This is a genomic window from Burkholderia sp. 9775_39, assembly GCF_015712225.1.
Taxonomy (GTDB): domain Bacteria; phylum Pseudomonadota; class Gammaproteobacteria; order Burkholderiales; family Burkholderiaceae; genus Burkholderia; species Burkholderia cenocepacia.
In genome coordinates this window covers 61,350-78,179 of record NZ_JACCQC010000028.1, presented here as the reverse complement: position 1 = coordinate 78,179, position 16,830 = coordinate 61,350, and the positions used below count along the sequence as shown (strand labels likewise).

The following is a 16,830-nucleotide window of genomic DNA, read 5'->3' as shown; positions in this document are numbered from 1 at the left end:
GCAAAAATGGCACCGCGCGTCATGCGGCCGAGAGTCCGAACGGTTCGAGTGCCCCGCGCCCCGCGCGGATGAGTTCGGGCGCGTCGCCGGTCAGGTCGATCACCGTCGACGGTTCGCGCGGGCACGCGCCGCCGTCGATCACGAGGTCGACCTGTTTCTCGAGCCGCGTGCGGATTTCCTCGGGATCGTTCAGCGGTTCGTCGTCGGGCGGCAGGATCAGCGTCGTGCCGAGCAGCGGCTGGCCGAGCGACTCCAGCAGCGCGAGCGTGATCGCGTGATCGGGCACGCGCAGCCCGATCGTCTTGCGCGACGGATGCGACAGCCGGCGCGGCACTTCCTTCGTCGCCTGCAGGATGAACACGTACGGGCCCGGCGTCACCGACTTGATCTGCCGGTACTGGCGGTTGTCGACCATCGCGAAGTTGGCGAGCTCCGACAGGTCGCGCACCAGCAGCGACAGGTGCTGCTTCTCGTCGAGGCCGCGAATCCGGCGCACGCGCTCGACCGCGTCCTTGTCGTCGAGATGGCACGCGAGCGCATAGCTCGAATCGGTCGGCATCGCGATCACGCCGCCCTTGCTGACGATCTCCACCGCCTGCTTGATCAGGCGCGGCTGCGGATTATCCGGATGAATCCTGAAGAACTGGGACATGGGGATACGTAAAGAGGGAGAAGTCGGATGCGCGCATCGGCAACGCGGGCGGCCCGAAGCCGCCCGGCGTCAGAGCCAGCGCTCCCAGACCGGTGTCAGGTCGGGCGGCAACGGCGGCAGGCTGCCGAGCTCGATGCGGCCCTCGCCGGGCGCATGGAAATCCGAGCCGCGCGACACTTCGAAGCCGAAGCGGCGCGCCACGTCCGCGTATTCGCGGTACTGGTCGGGCGTGTGGCTGCCCGTGATGACCTCGATCGCGCGGCCGCCGAGATCGATGAACTCGCCGAAGAATGCGTCGAATTCGACCGGCGTATAGCGATAGCGGCCCGGGTGCGCGACCACCGCTTCGCCGCCCGCCGCGCGGATCCAACCGACCGCGTCGGACAGGGACGCCCAGCGATGCGGGACGAAGCCGGGCTTGCCGTCGCCGAGCAGGCGGTCGAATACGTCCGACGTCGATTCGGCATGGCCGTTTTCAACGAGAAAGCGCGCGAAGTGCGTGCGCGAAATCAGGTCGGGATTCGATACGTATTTCAGCGCGCCTTCGTACGCGCCGGGAATGCCGAGCGTCGCGAGCTGCTCCGCGATCGCCAGCGCGCGCGCCGCGCGGCCGTGGCGCGTGCGGTACAGGCCGTCGACCAGCGCCGGATGGGCGGGATCGATGTGCAGACCGACGATGTGCACGGTGCGCGATGCCCACGTGACCGAGATCTCGACGCCGCTCAGGTAGCGCATGCCGAGCGCTTCCGCCTCGCTGCGCGCCGCCGCCTGGCCGCCGATCTCGTCGTGGTCGGTCAGCGCCCACAGGGTCACGCCGCCCGCATGCGCGCGGCGCGCGACGTCGGCAGGCGACAGCAACCCGTCGGAAACATTGGAATGGCAGTGGAGATCGGCGTTCATTGTCGGCATGGCAGGTAAGGCCTCATTCTACTGCAACGCGGCAATTGCGCCGCCCGCCTGCCCTGCCGCGGCGCCGCGTGCCTACGCGCAGAACGCCTCGATCAACGCCGCGATCTGCTCGGGCTGGTCGTGATGCACCATGTGGCCGGCATCCTCGACGAGCTTCTCGCGCCAGTCGGGGAATGCGTCGAAGCGCGCCTTGAATTCGGGTAGCGGGATGTCGCCGGCGAGATGCGCGAGCGTCGGCGAATTGACCGCCTCGACGTGCAGTACCTTCGCGCGCACCTGCTTCCAGATCGCCATCACTTCGTCGAGCCGGTACAGCAGCGGGCCCGGCATCTTGTGCGCCGGATCGGCCAGCAAGTGGTAGAGGCCGTCGTCGCCGCGTTTCGACCAGTGCGCGGCGAGAAACGCGGCGCGGCGCGGGTCGAGCCGCGGATTGGTCTTGATCAGGCGCGCCGCCACGTCGTCGAGGGACGCATACGGCCGCAGCGCGGGCGGCTCGCGCAGCTCGTCCAGCCAGCCGCGCAGCCGGCGCGGCGCCTGTTCGGCGCGGGCCGGCGCGAGCCCGAACCCTTCGAGGTCGACCACTCGGCGCACGCGTTCCGGCCGGGCGCCGGCGTACAGGCACACGACGTTCGCACCCATGCTGTGTCCGACCAGGTTGACCTCGCCGGTCGGCGCGTAGCGGTCGACGAGCGCATCGAGGTCACCGAGGTATTCGTGGAACCAGTAGTGGCCGCCGCCCTGCCGCGCCACCGGCCAGTCGGACAGCCCGAAGCCGCGCGCATCGGGCGCGATCACCTGCCAGTCGCCCGCGAGCGCATCGACGACGAACTGGAACGACGCCGCGACGTCCATCCAGCCGTGCAGCATGAACAGCGTCGGCGCATCGGGCCGGCCCCAGCGCCGCACATGCAGCTGGACGCCGCGCACCGTGACGAAATCGGAAACAGAACTCGAGGCACTCATTGCAGCCGCCAAAAAAAGAATGGTCGTTCGATTATAGCGGGCGCGCCCCGGTTCCGGCGGCCGGCAATCGAGGTACCGCTCTAGCGGCGAGGTCTTACGGAGCCTGGCAGGAAGGCGCCATGGGCCGGCTGCGCAAGCCGGCCGGCGGCCAACCCGGCCCAGCCGGACGGGATCCGGCTAATGCGCGGCGCGCCCGTCCGCCGCGTCCTGCGCGGCCAGTTCGTCGAGTTCGGCCTGCTCGAAGCCGGCATCGCGCCGCGCATCGAAATTGAACGGACCGCGCAGCCGTGGCGCGTGGTATTGCTCGGCGAGCTGCCGATAGGTCGGCACGGGGTCGCGGCCGGCAGCATCGCACAAATGGCGGAACCAGCGGTTGCCGATCGCGACATGGCCGATTTCGTCGCGCAGGATCACGTCGAGGATCGCGGCCGACGCATCGTCGCCCGCCTGCACGAGCCGCGCACGGATCGGCGGCGACGCGTCGAGCCCGCGGGCCTCGAGCGTCCGCGGCACGAGCGCCATTCGCGCGAGCACATCGCCCCTGGTTCGCTCGCACATCTCCCACAGCCCGTTGTGCGCGGGAAAATCGCCGTATGCGTGCCCGAATGCCGCGAGCCGGTCGGACAGCAGCGTGAAATGATAGGCCTCCTCGGCCGCGACCTTCAGCCAGTCTGCATAGAACGCGTCGGGCATGCCCGCGAAGCGCCAGACGGCGTCGAGCGCCAGGTTGATCGCATTGAATTCGATATGGGCGAGCGCGTGCAACAGCACGGCGCGCCCTTCGGGCGAGCGCATGCTGCGCCGCTCGAGCTGGCGCGGCTCGACGAGCGGCGGCCGCGCCGGGCGCCCGGGCAGATCGGCCGGTTCGCGCAGTTGCAGCGACGGCGCGATCGCGGCCTGCCCGGCCCGCAGCGCATCGTGCAGCGCGCGCACCCGCGCGGCCTTGGCCGCCGGCTCGGCAATACGCAGCGCGTCGAGCGCGACGCGACGCACACAGGCCGGCGCCTGGCCGAAAGAGGAAGACTCCATGCTCATAAACGGGGACACCTTGCGTACGCATCGCGGGAGCATCGGCACGCGACGGTTTACAATATGCGTTTGTTCCGCGGCGCCAGGCGCCGGGCAAACCGGACGCGCCATTCTACCGGCGCCCATCATCGAAGAGACAAGGAGACTCCGTGACGATCTACAAGCTGGGCGAGACGGCCCCGACGATCCACGAAAGCGTATTCGTCGCCGACACGGCGGCCATCATCGGCAAGGTCGTGCTCGAGGAAAACGCGAGCGTGTGGTTCGGCGCGACGATTCGCGGCGACAACGAGACGATTACGGTCGGCGCGGGCAGCAACGTCCAGGAAGGCGCGGTCCTGCATACCGACCCGGGCTTTCCGCTGACGATTGCCGAGAACGTGACGATCGGGCACCAGGCCATGCTGCACGGCTGCACGATCGGCGAAGGTTCGCTGATCGGGATTCAGGCGGTGGTCTTGAATGGCGCGGTCATCGGCCGCAACTGTCTGGTCGGTGCCGGCGCGGTCGTGACGGAAGGCAAGACGTTCCCGGACAACTCGCTGATTCTCGGCGCACCGGCAAAAGTCGTGCGCGAGCTGTCGGCGGAAGACGTCGCGCGGCTGCGCGCCAACGCAAAGACCTATGTCGAGCGACGCGCGCATTTCAAGGAGCAACTCGTGCGGATCGGATGATTCGCACGGATTTCAAGGAAGAAGAGTGAGCGACCAGTTACAGAAATTCATGTTCAATGCGGCGCCCGTGCGCGGCGAGATCGTTTCGCTGCGCAACACGTGGCAGGAAGTGCTCGCCCGCCGCGACTACCCTGCCCCGGTGCGCACGGTGCTCGGCGAGATGATGGCCGCGTGCGCGCTGCTGTCCGCGAACCTGAAATTTCACGGCACCCTGATCATGCAGATCTTCGGCGACGGGCCGGTCCAGATGCTGGTCGTCCAGTGCGGGTCCGATCTGTCGATGCGGGCCACCGCGAAGTTCTCCGGCGACGCCGCGCAGACGATCGGCGGCGACACGAGCTTCGCGGCGCTCGTCAACGCAAGCGGCCACGGCCGCTGCGTGATCACGCTCGATCCGGCCGACAAGCTGCCGGGCCAGCAGCCGTACCAGGGCATCGTGCCGCTGAACGGCGTCGACGGCCCGCTCGAATCGGTGTCGCAGGTACTCGAGCACTACATGCACCACTCGGAGCAGCTCGACACGCGGCTGTGGCTCGCGGCCGATCGCGACCGCGCGGTCGGCATGCTGCTGCAGAAGCTGCCTGGCGACGGCGGCATCGTGCCGCGCAACGCCGAAACCGATATCGACACGTGGGAACGCGTGTGCACGCTCGGCGGCACGCTGTCCGCGAAGGAGCTGCTCGAGGTCGAACCGGAAGTCGTGTTCCGCCGGCTGTTCTGGCAGGAAAACGTGCAGCACTTCGAACCGGCCGGCACGCGTTTCCAGTGTTCGTGCTCGCGCGAGAAGGTCGGCGCGATGCTGCGCATGCTCGGTCGTGAGGAAGTCGACAGCGTGATCGTCGAGCGCGGCCACGTCGAGATCCACTGCGAGTTCTGCAACCAGCGCTACGAATTCGATCCGGTCGACGTCGCGCAGCTGTTCGCAGCGCCCGGTGTCGAGACCGGCATCGCGCCCGCGACCGACCAGCGTCACTGAGCCGCGCGCCCGTGCCCGCCGCCGGCGCGGCACGGGCGCATAATGACGCACGAGCGCCGCACGCGCGGCTCCGGCGCCGGAGGCCCGACCTTCGGCACGAGCCGTTTTCCACGGCCGGCGCGCTGCAGGAGAAACACATGAGTCACCTCCGCCCCTTTGGCACCCTCCGCACCATCGCCCTGGCGAGCATGGCAGCCGGCACGCTCGCGCTTGCCGGCTGCGCGATGCCGCCGCCGACTTCCACGATCCTGAGCCGCCTGCCCGAGCCGGGCGCGTCGGGCGGCCAGCCGCCCGTGCTGTCGAGCGCCGAACGCAAGCGCTACGACGAGATCGACCAGCAGGTCCTGCGCGAGCAGAACAGCGCAATGGCAGCCGAAGCGGCCGCGCGCGCGTGGGCCTATTACTCGCCGCCGCCCGTGACGGTCTACGGCGGGTACTACGGCGGATGGGGCAATCGCTGGGGCACGGGCGTCAGTTACGGCTACCCGGGCTGGTGGTGGTGAGCAGCAGGCGTCGCCCGATCGATTGACGACTCGCAGGAAATAAAAAAGCGCGGCATTTCCCGCGCTTTTTCAATGGGTTCGAGGTATCGCGCTCAGTGATGCGCCGCCTTGCCCTTGTCGCCGCCGTGATGCCGCGACGGCTTCGCGATCGACTGCGGATTCGGCACGACCCGCACCGGCGCCGCGGACACAGCGCCGCGCGTCGACGTATTCGACGGCGTGTTGTTCACCGGCCCCGCAGGCGCATTCGGCGACACGAACTGCACGAACACTTCGCCGTCCTTCACCATGCCCATCTCGTAGCGCGCACGCTCCTCGATCGCCGCGGTGCCGCTCTGCAGATCCTGCACTTCGCCGGCCGTGCGCTCGTTGCGCAGCTTCTCGTCCGCGTTCTTCTGAAGCTGGTCGTCGAGCTGCTGACGCAATTCATGCACCCGCAGCCAGCCGCCGTGTCCCCACCATAGGGGGTACTGAATGAGCGCCAGCAAGGCAATCAGGACGACAGTGACAAGCCGCATGTAAGAGACGCAGATATAAGAAGCGCCGCTCCGCGCACAGGCACAGAGCGGCGTCGAGATGACGAACCCGATAGTAGCGCGTTAGCGCAGGTTATAGAAAGCCGATTTGCCCGGGTAGCTCGCGATGTCGCCGAGATCTTCCTCGATGCGCAGCAGCTGGTTGTACTTCGAGATACGGTCGCTGCGCGACAGCGAACCCGTCTTGATCTGACCGGCGTTCAGGCCGACCGCGATGTCCGCGATCGTCGAATCTTCCGTTTCGCCCGAACGGTGCGAGATCACGGCCGTGTAACCCGCGCGCTTCGCCATTTCGATTGCCGCGAACGTTTCGGTCAGCGTACCGATCTGGTTGATCTTGATGAGGATCGAGTTCGCGATGCCCTTCTCGATGCCTTCCTTCAGGATGCGCGTGTTGGTGACGAACAGGTCGTCGCCGACCAGCTGCACCTTCTTGCCGAGGCGGTCGGTCAGCAGCTTCCAGCCGTCCCAGTCGCTTTCGTGCATGCCGTCCTCGATCGACACGATCGGGAACTTGTCGGCGAGCGTCGCGAGGTAGTCGGTGAATTCGGCCGACGACAGTTGCAGGCCTTCGCCCGCGAGCTGGTACTTGCCGTCGTGGTAGAACTCGGATGCCGCGCAGTCGAGCGCGAGCAGCACGTCTTCGCCCGCACGGTAGCCGGCCTTCTCGATCGCCTGCAGGATCGTCGACAGGCATTCGTCGTTACTGCCGAAGTTCGGTGCGAAACCGCCTTCGTCGCCGACGGCCGTGCTCATGCCGCGATCGCTCAGGATCTTCTTCAGCGCGTGGAACACTTCCGCGCCGCAACGCAGCGCTTCACGGAACGTCGGCTGGCTGACCGGGACGATCATGAATTCCTGGATGTCCAGGCTGTTGTTCGCGTGCGCGCCGCCGTTGACGATGTTCATCATCGGCACCGGCAGTTGCATCGCGCCCGAACCGCCGAAGTAGCGGTACAGCGGCAGGCCGGCCTCTTCGGCGGCCGCCTTCGCGACGGCCATCGACACGGCCAGCATCGCGTTCGCGCCGAGGCGCGACTTGTTGTCGGTGCCGTCCAGCTCGAGCAGCGTCTTGTCGAGGAACGCCTGTTCCGACGCGTCGAGGCCCATGATGGCTTCGGAGATTTCGGTGTTGATGTGCTCGACCGCCTTCAGCACGCCCTTGCCGTTGTAGCGGCCGGCTTCGCCGTCGCGCAGTTCGATCGCTTCACGCGAGCCGGTGGACGCGCCCGACGGCACCGCCGCGCGGCCCATCGTGCCCGATTCGAGCAGCACGTCGCATTCGACGGTGGGGTTGCCGCGCGAATCCAGAATCTCGCGGCCGATGATATCTACGATTGCACTCATGGGTTTCCTCTGAGAATGACGATGGATTCTTCAAACTGCGACGGCGTGCGTGCCGGAACCGCTTTCGCTACAGACGCGCGAAGCCGTCGCAAGGTTCATTCGATCTTTAATTGAAATCGTTTTCCAGGAACGGATTGCGCTTCACCGCCTGGTCGAGCGTGACGAGGGTCTCCAGCAACGCGCCCATCCGGTTCAGCGGCACCGCATTCGGGCCGTCCGACTTCGCCTCGGCCGGATTCGGATGCGTTTCCATGAAGAGGCCCGCGACGCCCGTCGCGACCGCCGCACGGGCGAGCACCGGCACGAATTCGCGTTGGCCGCCCGAGCTCGTGCCCTGCCCGCCCGGCAATTGCACCGAGTGGGTCGCATCGAACACGACCGGCGCGTTCGTCTCGCGCATGATCGCGAGCGAACGCATGTCCGACACAAGATTGTTGTAGCCGAACGAGACGCCGCGCTCGCACGCCATGAAACGGTCTTCCGACAGACCGGCTTCACGTGCGGCGTCGCGCGCCTTGTCGATCACGTTCTTCATGTCGTGCGGCGCGAGGAACTGGCCCTTCTTGATGTTGACCGGCTTGCCCGAGCGCGCGCACGCATGGATGAAGTCGGTCTGGCGGCACAGGAACGCCGGCGTCTGCAGCACGTCGACGACCGACGCGACCTGCTCGATCTCGTCGATCGAATGCACGTCGGTCAGCACCGGCAGGCCGAGCTGGCGCTTCACCTCGGACAGGATCCGCAGGCCCTCGTCCATTCCGAGGCCGCGAAACGACTTGCCCGAGCTGCGGTTTGCCTTGTCGTAGGACGACTTGTAGATGAACGGAACGTTCAGCTTCTCGCAGATCTCCTTCAGGCGGCCCGCCGTGTCGATCGTCATTTGCTCCGATTCGACGACGCAGGTCCCCGCGATCAGGAAGAAAGGCTGGTCGAGACCGACCTCGAAATCGCACAGCTTCATGCTTGCACTCCGCGCGCTTGCTTGTTGGCGAGCGCGGCTTCGACGAACGACTTGAACAGGGGATGGCCGTCACGCGGCGTGGACGTGAATTCCGGGTGGAACTGGACGCCGACGAACCACGGGTGCATCGAACGCGGCAGCTCCATCATTTCCGGCAGATCCTCGCTCGGGGTACGGGCGCTGATGATAAGGCCGCCGGCTTCGAGCTGGGGCACGAAGCGGTTATTGACTTCATAACGGTGGCGATGGCGCTCGTTCACGTCCTTGCCGTAGATTTCTTCCGCCATCGTGCCCGGCTTGATCGGGCAGCGCTGCGAACCGAGGCGCATCGTGCCGCCGAGGTCGGATTCCTCGGTGCGCGTCTCGACCTTGCCTTCGCGGTCGTACCATTCGGTGATCAGCGCGACCACGCGCTCCGGCGTGTCCGGATCGAATTCCGTGCTGTTCGCCTGCTTCAGGCCGACGACATCGCGCGCGAATTCGATCACCGCGAGCTGCATGCCGAGGCAGATGCCGAGGTACGGCACCTTCGACTCGCGCGCGTAGCGAACCGCGGCGATCTTGCCTTCCGTGCCGCGACGGCCGAAACCGCCCGGCACCAGCACGGCGTCGAGATGCTTGAGGCTGTCGACACCGTTCGTCTCGAGCTCTTCCGAGTCGATGTATTCGATGTTGACCTTGGTCGACGTGTGGATCGACGCATGACGCAGCGCCTCGATCAGCGACTTGTACGACTCGGTCAGGTCGACGTACTTGCCGACCATGCCGATCGTCACCTCCTGCTTCGGGTTCTCGAGCTTCTCGACGAGCGCCGACCACATGCTCAGGTCGGCGTCCTTCGGCGACAGCTTCAGCTCTTCGCAGATGATCCGGTCGAGGCCCTGGTCGTGCAGCATCTGCGGAATCTTGTAGATGCTGTCGGCGTCCCACACCGAGATCACGGCGTCTTCGGGCACGTTCGAGAACATCGAGATCTTCTTCGATTCGTCGTCGGGGATGCGGCGATCCGCACGGCACAGCAGCACGTGCGGCAGGATGCCGATCTCGCGCAGCTTCTGCACGCTGTGCTGGGTCGGCTTCGTCTTCAGCTCGCCGGCCGTCGCGACGTACGGCACGAGCGTCAGGTGCACGAAGCACGCGCTGTTGCGGCCGAGGCGCAGGCTCATCTGGCGCGCGGCCTCGAGGAACGGCAGCGACTCGATGTCGCCGACCGTGCCGCCGATCTCGACGATCGCGACGTCCGGCTCGCCGCAGGTGGCCGATGCCGCCCCGCGCTCGATGAATGCCTGGATTTCGTTCGTGATGTGCGGAATCACCTGCACGGTCTTGCCGAGATAGTCGCCGCGGCGTTCCTTGCGGATCACCGATTCGTAGATCTGGCCGGTCGTGAAGTTGTTGGCCTTGCGCATCTTCGTGCTGATGAAGCGCTCATAGTGGCCGAGGTCGAGGTCGGTCTCCGCTCCGTCTTCCGTCACGAACACTTCGCCGTGCTGGAACGGGCTCATCGTGCCGGGGTCGACGTTGATGTAGGGATCGAGTTTGAGGAGGGTGACTTTCAGACCGCGCGATTCGAGGATCGCGGCGAGGGAAGCGGCGGCAATACCCTTGCCAAGGGAAGAAACTACGCCGCCGGTGACGAAAACATATTTGGTCATCGCTGGATGCTCGCGGGAAAAACGGATTATACCGTAAAGCCCGCCCTTCTCTCAGCAATTGACGTGATGATCGCGCCCTTTCGTGCAGACCCGCGCCGGCCGTGCGCGGCGGCGCGAACCGGCCGCCCGGTCGCGCCGCGCGCATGCGCCGACAAGCGTTCCGGCCGGCCGACGAAACGTCAGGCGCGCTTCGCGAGCGGCGCGCCGGCCTGCGAAACGCCGCCCTCGTCGGCCTTCAGCGAATTCAGCATCCGCTGCAATGCGCGGGCGGTCTCGATCGGCCGCTCCATCGGGAACAGGTGGCTGCCCTCGAGCCATTCGATGCGCCCCCGCGTCGCGCGGCGCGTCGCATCGAGCCCGACCTGCCGCACCTCGCGCGAGCGCGTGCCCGCTAGAAAGCCGAGCGGCACCGGCGCGCCGTGCGCGAGCCGCGGGCCGAGCGTGTGCGGCAGCGTCCGGTAGATCAGGTATTCGACCTGCCGGTCGAACGCGAGCGCGCGCTCGCCGTCGGCGCCGGCCTGCGGGATTCCGTAGTCGATATAGTCGGCCAGCATCCGCTCGTCCCAGCGCGCGAACGCGGGCTTCTCGCGGAAATGCCGCCAGACTTCGTCGCGGCTCGTCCAGCGCGTGCGCCGGTTGCGCGTCGCCGCGGCCGGCGACAGCCGCTCGTCGAGCCCCGCCCACTGGCTCGCGCGCAGCGCGCCGGCACGCCAGCCCGCGATGATCGGCGAATCGATCATCACGACGCCGCGCACCCACTGCGGCTTCTTCAGCGCGGCCATCAGCGACAGGTAGCCGCCGAGCGAATGGCCGACGAGCCAGACCGGGCGCTCGTAGCGGCGGCCGATGTCGTCGAGCAGTTGTTCGACGAGATGCGGCCAGTCGCGCGTCACCGGGTAGCGGCGATCGTGGCCGATCCGTTCGATGTAGCGCAGCTCGTAGTCGTCGGCCAGTTCGGCGAAGATCGTCCGGTACGTCGACGCCGGGAAGCCGTTCGCATGCGAGAAGTGGAGGATGTCCTTCAAACGCCGATGTCTCCTTTGTCGACGGGAGTTAGCGCTTTAGCGGTTACTCCCACCCCATGCTTCGCGGTCGGTGGGCGTTGGTGCTTCAGCACTTGCTCCCACCCCATGCTTCGTACTCCGTCGGCACCACGCACGGCACGCCGGCCCCGAGTTCTCTATCCTGATACGCCGGCCTTCGCCGCGCTCACCGGTCCATCCAGTAGCGGCGCCGCTCGTCGCGATAGCGCGCGAATCCGAACCCGCCGCCGGCCGGCGCGACGTCGAACCGCACGGCGCCGTCGCGATCGGTACGCGGCAGCGGAATCCCGCGCGCCTCGTAGCGGGCCAGCACGGTCCGGTGCGGATGCCCGAAACGATTGCGATAGCCTACAGGAAATACCGCGACGCGCGGCCCGACCGAATCGAGGAAAGGCTCCATCGACGACGTGCGACTGCCGTGGTGCGGAACGACCAGGATCTGCGCGGCCAGCGCATCGCGCGCATCGGCCACCAGCCGGCGCTCGGCGCCGGCCTCGATGTCGCCCGTCAGCAGTGCCGACGTGCCGCCCGCGTCGATGCGCAGCACGCACGACTGCCCGTTCGACGAACCCGCGCTCCGGCCGCCCGGCGGCCACAACATCGTGAAGGCGACGCCGTCCCAGGTCCAGCGCTGCCCGGCCGCGCACGGCAGCCGATCGGCCACGCCGGCGGCCTGCGCGTCGCGCCACAGCCGGCTCTTCGGCGCAATGCCGGCCAGCAACTGGCGCACGTCGGCCGCCGCATAAACGGCCGCCGCGCCGCCCGCATGATCGGCATCCGCATGACTGAGCACGAGCGAATCGATCGTCGAGATGCCGCGCGCCCGCAACGCCGGCGCGACGATCCGCGTACCGGCGTGGGACGATTCCGCACCCGGGCCCGCATCGAACAGCAAGGTCCGCCGCGCGGTTTCGACCAGCACCGCCGCGCCCTGCCCCACGTCGAGCACGGTCATCCGGAAGCCGCCGGGCGGTGGCGCATCGGGCGCAGGCGCAACGAGCGGTAGCCACGTGAGCGGCGCCGCCCAGCGCAACGGCCAGCCGCGCGGCATCAGCACCCACGCGACGCCCACGCATGCGAGCGCCAGCACCGGCCAGTCGGGCATGCGCAGCCAGAACACGCCGGCCGGCCAGTCGGCCAGGTGCCCGAGCAGCGTCATCATCGGTTCGACCGCCGCATGCGCAAGCCGGAAGGCCGCCGCATCGAGCGGCGGCGGCAACGCGATGCCGGCCAGCACGACCGGCGTCACGACCGAGCTGACCCACGGAATCGCGAACGCATTGCCGAACGGGCCCGACAGCGAAACCTGCGCGAACCACGCGGCGGTGAGCGGCGCGAGCCCGATCGTCACCGCGTACTGCACGCGCGTCGCGTCGGCGAGGCGGCGTCCGCAGCGCGTCGTCCACGCGCGCAACCGGCTCCGCCAATCGGCCGCGCCGCCTTCCATGCCGGCTTCGTCGGCTTCACGCACCGCGCGCCAGCCGGCGACGGCCAGCAGGATCACGGCGACCGCGCCGAACGACAGCCAGAAGCCAGCCGACAGCACGGCCCACGGATCGGCGAGCAGCACGCCGCCGAGCGCCGCGCAGAGCACCGCGGACGTCGGCACGCTGCGGCCGGCCAGATACGCGATGCCGCCGCCGGCGATCATCCACCACGCGCGCTGCGCCGGCACGTTGAAGCCGGCGAGCGCCGCGTAGCCGGCCGCGGCGACCAACGCGGCGAGCGCGGCCGCATACGGCGCCGGCAGCACGAGCGTCGCGGCCCGCCCGCGCCAGCGCACGCGGCGCCAGAGCATCGACACGAGCCAGCCGGCGAGCGCGCCGACCAGCCCGACGTGGAGACCGGAAATCGCGACCAGGTGGCTCGTGCCCGTGTTGCGCAGTACGCGCCAGTCATCCTCGCCGATGCCCGACTGCTCGCCGATCGCCAGCGCGGCGACGATGCCGCGATGCGCCGCATCGGTACCGAGCACCTCGCCGATGCGCGTGCGCAGCGCGTCGCGCACCCGGTCGATCGACGCGCGCCATCCCGAGGCGCGCGCGTCGAGCAATGCCGCCCGACGCGGCGCACTGACATAGCCGATCGCACGAATGCCCGCGGCGAGCCACGCCGCCTCGCTGTCGCGCACGCCCGGATTGGCCTCGGCATGCGGACGCTTGAGACGCACGACGAAACGCCAGCGCTGGGCCGCCCGCCAATCGGGAAGCGCGTCGCGTGGCGCGGCTGCGCCATACGCGCGCCACGACAACCGGATCAATGGCGGAAAACGCGCGAGCCCCGCATCGTTCGATTCGACCGCGAACAGCAGTCGCGCGCCTGTCTCGTCAACGACGGGCAGCCCGCGGATCACCCCCGTGACGACGATGTCGCGCCCTTCCCATTCCGTCGGCAGGTTGTCGCTCAGGCGCCATTCCGCTCGCGCGGCCGCATAGCCGAACCCCGCGACGCAGGCCGCGAGCGCCCACAGCATCCATCCGCATGCAACGACCGCACGCGTGCGCCTTCGACGCACGCACCACGCGCCCAGCACCGCGCAGCCCGCGAGCACGGCTGCTCCGACCGTCCATGCGACCGCCCCCGGCAACGCCGCCTGCCGCTGCAGCACGACGACGCCGAGCGCGAACGCGATCCACCCCACGCGCATTCCGCCTCCTCGTCGACCCGGCGCCACCCTGCCAACAAGGTGCCTTCCGGCAACGATTATGCGGACGAAAGTGCGAGTCGCGGCAGCGCGGCGAGCGCGTTAGCCGAAGTGCAGACGGCCAATTCGCCAGTATCGAGGCCGCGCAATTCGGCGAGCACGACGCCGATGCGCGGCACCTGGTCGGGCGTATTGCGGGATTTGTATGCCCATTCGGGCGCGATGTCGGGCGCGTCGGTCTCGACGACGAGCGCGTCGAGCGGCAACTCGGTGGCGAGCCGGCGAATCTGCCGCGCGCGCGTGAAGGTCACGTTGCCGCCGAAGCCGAGATGCAGTCCCTGCGCCAGATACGCTTCGGCCTGCTGGAAACTGCCGTTGAACGCATGCGCGATGCCACGCCGCACGCCGAAACGGCGCAGCCCGGCCAGCACGCGGTCCTGCGACTTGCGCACGTGGCACAACACCGGCAAGTCGAATTCCCGCGCCAGCCTGAGCTGGCCCTGGTAGAAGAACTGCTGCCGGTCTTCGTCGAGCCCCGGCACGAAATAGTCGAGCCCGATCTCGCCGATCGCGACGAAACGCGGATCGTCGAGGCTCGCCTCGATCTCCATGCGCAGTCGATCGAGGTCGGCATCGCGCGCCTGCGGCGTGTACATCGGATGAATGCCGAGCGCATAGACGGCGCCCGGCGTGCGCTGCGCGAGTTCGCGCACCGTCGTGAAGTTGTCGCGCCCGATGCTCGGGATCACGATGCGCGACACGCCGGCCGCGCTCGCAGCCTGCGCGATCGCGTCGCGGTCGGCGTCGAACTCGGCGGCATCGAGATGGCAGTGCGTGTCGATCCACATGGCAGCAGTCCCGCGCCCTTGCGCCGTGCCGGACGAACCGGCGGCCGGCCCAAAAGGCGCTGCTTTTTTACACCGGCAGCGCCGGCTCCTCGTGCAGCACGCCGTCGCGCAACCGCATGATGCGGTCGCAGCGCGCGGCGAGATCGGGATCGTGCGTGACGATCACGAAACTCGTTTCGAGCGTCTCGGACAGTTCGAGCATCAGGTTGAACACCGTGTCGGCCGTCGTGCCGTCGAGGTTGCCGGTCGGCTCGTCGGCGAGCACGCACGCGGGCTTCGTGACCAGCGCGCGCGCGATCGCGACGCGCTGCCGCTCGCCGCCCGACAGCTCGCCCGGCCGGTGCTTCGCACGCGGGCCGAGACCGACGCGTTCGAGCATCGCCTGTGCCTGCGCGCGCGCGTCCTCGGTCGTCATCCGGCGGATGCGCAGCGGCATCGCGACGTTGTCCAGCGCGGTGAACTCGGGCAGCAGGTGATGGAACTGGTAGACGAAGCCGAGCGCGCGGTTGCGCAGCTCGTTGCGCTCGCGCTCGGCGAGCTGCGTAAACGGCTTGCCGAGCAGCGACACTTCGCCGGCGCTCGGCTCGTCGAGCCCGCCCAGCACGTGCAGCAGCGTGCTCTTGCCGGAGCCCGACGCGCCGACGACCGCGAGCTTCTCGCCGCGCCGCACCGTCAGCTCGGTGTTGTTGAGCACCTGCACGTTGAAGCCGCCCTGCACGAACGCCTTCGTGATCCCGCGCGCCTGAAGCACGTATTCCTGCATACCTGCCGAATCCTGTCTGTTGTGTTGTCGTGAATCCGCGAATGCGGTCGCGCGGTCATTCATAGCGGAGCGCCTCCGCCGGCTTCACCTTCGCGCCGCGCCAGCTCGGATAGAGCGTCGCGACGGCCGACAGCGCGAACGCGATCAGCCCGATCCGGATCACGTCGCTCGCGACGAGTTCGGACGGCAGCTCGCTGATGAAGTACACCGACGGCGGCAGGAACTGCACGCCGAACAGGTGCTCGATCATCGGAATCAGCCACGGGATGCTCCACGCGATCAGGCAACCGAGCGCGACGCCGGACGCCGTGCCGACGAAGCCGATCGTCACGCCCTGCACGACGAAGATCTTCATGATCGACCCCGGCTGCGCGCCGAGCGTGCGCAGGATCGCGATGTCGGCCTGCTTGTTGGTCACGGTCATCACGAGCGACGACACGAGGTTGAACGCGGCCACCGCGATGATCAGCGTGAGGATGATGAACATCATCCGCTTCTCGATCTGCACGGCCGAGAACCACGTCTTGTTCTGCTGGGTCCAGTCGCGGATGTACAGGCTGCCCGACAGCGTATGCGACAGCTCGACCGCGACCTGCGGCGCCTTCTGCATGTCGGTGAGCCGCAGCCGCACGCCGGTCGGCGCGCTCATCCGGAACAGCGCCTCGGCGTCGCGGATGTTGATCATCGCGAGCGTGCTGTCGTATTCGTAGTGGCCCGATTCGAACACGCCGACCACCGTGAACTGCTTCAGCCGCGGCATCATGCCGGCCGGCGTGATCGAGCCTTCGGGCGCGACGAGCGTGACCTTGTCGCCGACCGTCACGCCGAGGTTGCCGGCGAGCGCGTCGCCGAGCACGATGCCGAACTGGCCCGGCACGAGCGCGCCGAGCTGGCCGGCCTTCATGTCCTTGCCGATGTCGGACACCTGCGGCTCGAGCGACGGCTCGACGCCGCGCAGCATCACGCCGCTCACCGCGTCCTGGCGCGTGAGCAGCGCCTGCGCGTCGACGTACGGCGCCGCGCCGATCACCGACGGATTGCGGCGCGCTTCCTGCGCGGTCAGTTGCCAGTCGGGCATCGAGCCCGTCGGCGAGAACACCTCGACGTGCGCGAGCACCGACAGCATGCGGTCGCGCACTTCCTTCTGGAAGCCGTTCATCACCGACAGCACGACGATCAGCGCCGCGACGCCGAGCGCGATCCCGAGCATCGAGACGAGCGCGATGAAGGAAATGAAGCCGTTGCCGGTCGTGCGTTTGCCGGCGCGCGTGTAGCGCCAGCCGATCTGCCATTCGTACGGAAGTTTCAAGCGAATCCTTTCTGCTGG

The 16,830-nt window shown here is 68.1% G+C and carries 16 protein-coding genes; 3 read left to right on the top strand and 13 right to left on the bottom strand.

Translation table 11 applies throughout. From position 1 onward, the window contains the following. Window positions 1-19: 19 nt before the first annotated feature. The 4 genes from H0X90_RS29055 to H0X90_RS29040 all read right to left on the bottom strand — a co-directional run bounded on the left by H0X90_RS29055 (window position 20) and on the right by H0X90_RS29040 (window position 3,559). Window positions 20-652: an L-threonylcarbamoyladenylate synthase gene (locus tag H0X90_RS29055; RefSeq protein WP_006487045.1), complete on the bottom strand. Its 633-nt coding sequence runs from the start codon at window positions 650-652 to the stop codon at window positions 20-22. A gap of 69 nt (window positions 653-721) precedes the next feature. Next, complete coding sequence (locus H0X90_RS29050; protein ID WP_034178618.1) at window positions 722-1,552, bottom strand: 3',5'-nucleoside bisphosphate phosphatase; 831 nt, start codon at window positions 1,550-1,552, stop codon at window positions 722-724. A gap of 81 nt (window positions 1,553-1,633) precedes the next feature. Continuing rightward, window positions 1,634-2,524 (bottom strand): alpha/beta fold hydrolase, encoded by an 891-nt coding sequence (locus H0X90_RS29045; RefSeq protein ID WP_034201557.1) that lies wholly within the window; start codon window positions 2,522-2,524, stop codon window positions 1,634-1,636. A gap of 177 nt (window positions 2,525-2,701) precedes the next feature. After that, a complete protein-coding gene (locus H0X90_RS29040; protein WP_012492704.1) occupies window positions 2,702-3,559 on the bottom strand; it encodes a ferritin-like domain-containing protein in 858 nt (285 codons plus the stop codon). Window positions 3,560-3,702: 143 nt separating this feature from the next. On the opposite strand from H0X90_RS29040, the gene H0X90_RS29035 reads away from it, so the two are divergent. From H0X90_RS29035 to H0X90_RS29025, 3 genes are all read left to right on the top strand, one after another. Continuing rightward, a complete protein-coding gene (locus H0X90_RS29035) occupies window positions 3,703-4,227 on the top strand; it encodes a gamma carbonic anhydrase family protein (protein ID WP_006478410.1) in 525 nt (174 codons plus the stop codon). Window positions 4,228-4,252: 25 nt separating this feature from the next. Beyond that, the gene (hslO, locus tag H0X90_RS29030; RefSeq protein WP_077188730.1) at window positions 4,253-5,203 is read left to right on the top strand and encodes an Hsp33 family molecular chaperone HslO; all 951 of its coding nucleotides are present in this window, start codon (window positions 4,253-4,255) and stop codon (window positions 5,201-5,203) included. Window positions 5,204-5,340: 137 nt separating this feature from the next. After that, window positions 5,341-5,706, top strand: coding sequence for a hypothetical protein (locus H0X90_RS29025; protein ID WP_034201555.1), 366 nt, complete (start codon window positions 5,341-5,343; stop codon window positions 5,704-5,706). Window positions 5,707-5,798: 92 nt separating this feature from the next. Here H0X90_RS29025 and ftsB read toward each other — a convergent pair whose 3' ends face one another. The 9 genes from ftsB to H0X90_RS28980 all read right to left on the bottom strand — a co-directional run bounded on the left by ftsB (window position 5,799) and on the right by H0X90_RS28980 (window position 16,812). Then, entirely contained in the window at window positions 5,799-6,224 is a 426-nt protein-coding gene (gene ftsB, locus H0X90_RS29020) for a cell division protein FtsB (protein WP_006485304.1), read from the bottom strand. A gap of 81 nt (window positions 6,225-6,305) precedes the next feature. Then, window positions 6,306-7,589 (bottom strand): phosphopyruvate hydratase, encoded by a 1,284-nt coding sequence (gene eno / locus H0X90_RS29015; RefSeq protein ID WP_006478406.1) that lies wholly within the window; start codon window positions 7,587-7,589, stop codon window positions 6,306-6,308. A gap of 106 nt (window positions 7,590-7,695) precedes the next feature. Then, window positions 7,696-8,550 (bottom strand): 3-deoxy-8-phosphooctulonate synthase, encoded by an 855-nt coding sequence (gene kdsA / locus H0X90_RS29010; RefSeq protein ID WP_006485302.1) that lies wholly within the window; start codon window positions 8,548-8,550, stop codon window positions 7,696-7,698. After that, entirely contained in the window at window positions 8,547-10,205 is a 1,659-nt protein-coding gene (locus H0X90_RS29005) for a CTP synthase (protein WP_006478404.1), read from the bottom strand. Before H0X90_RS29005 ends, kdsA begins: the two co-directional genes overlap by 4 nt. Window positions 10,206-10,384: 179 nt before the next feature. Then, a complete protein-coding gene (locus tag H0X90_RS29000) occupies window positions 10,385-11,230 on the bottom strand; it encodes an alpha/beta fold hydrolase (protein WP_006493957.1) in 846 nt (281 codons plus the stop codon). Window positions 11,231-11,414: 184 nt separating this feature from the next. Beyond that, a complete protein-coding gene (locus H0X90_RS28995; RefSeq protein ID WP_077188729.1) occupies window positions 11,415-13,895 on the bottom strand; it encodes a DNA internalization-related competence protein ComEC/Rec2 in 2,481 nt (826 codons plus the stop codon). Window positions 13,896-13,951: 56 nt separating this feature from the next. After that, window positions 13,952-14,740, bottom strand: a complete 789-nt coding sequence (locus tag H0X90_RS28990) for a TatD family hydrolase (RefSeq protein WP_077188728.1) — start codon at window positions 14,738-14,740, stop codon at window positions 13,952-13,954. A 67-nt stretch (window positions 14,741-14,807) separates the two neighbouring features. Next, window positions 14,808-15,503 (bottom strand): lipoprotein-releasing ABC transporter ATP-binding protein LolD, encoded by a 696-nt coding sequence (gene lolD / locus H0X90_RS28985; protein ID WP_006482997.1) that lies wholly within the window; start codon window positions 15,501-15,503, stop codon window positions 14,808-14,810. A 55-nt stretch (window positions 15,504-15,558) separates the two neighbouring features. Then, window positions 15,559-16,812, bottom strand: coding sequence for a lipoprotein-releasing ABC transporter permease subunit (locus H0X90_RS28980; RefSeq protein ID WP_006483000.1), 1,254 nt, complete (start codon window positions 16,810-16,812; stop codon window positions 15,559-15,561). Window positions 16,813-16,830: the final 18 nt, after the last annotated feature.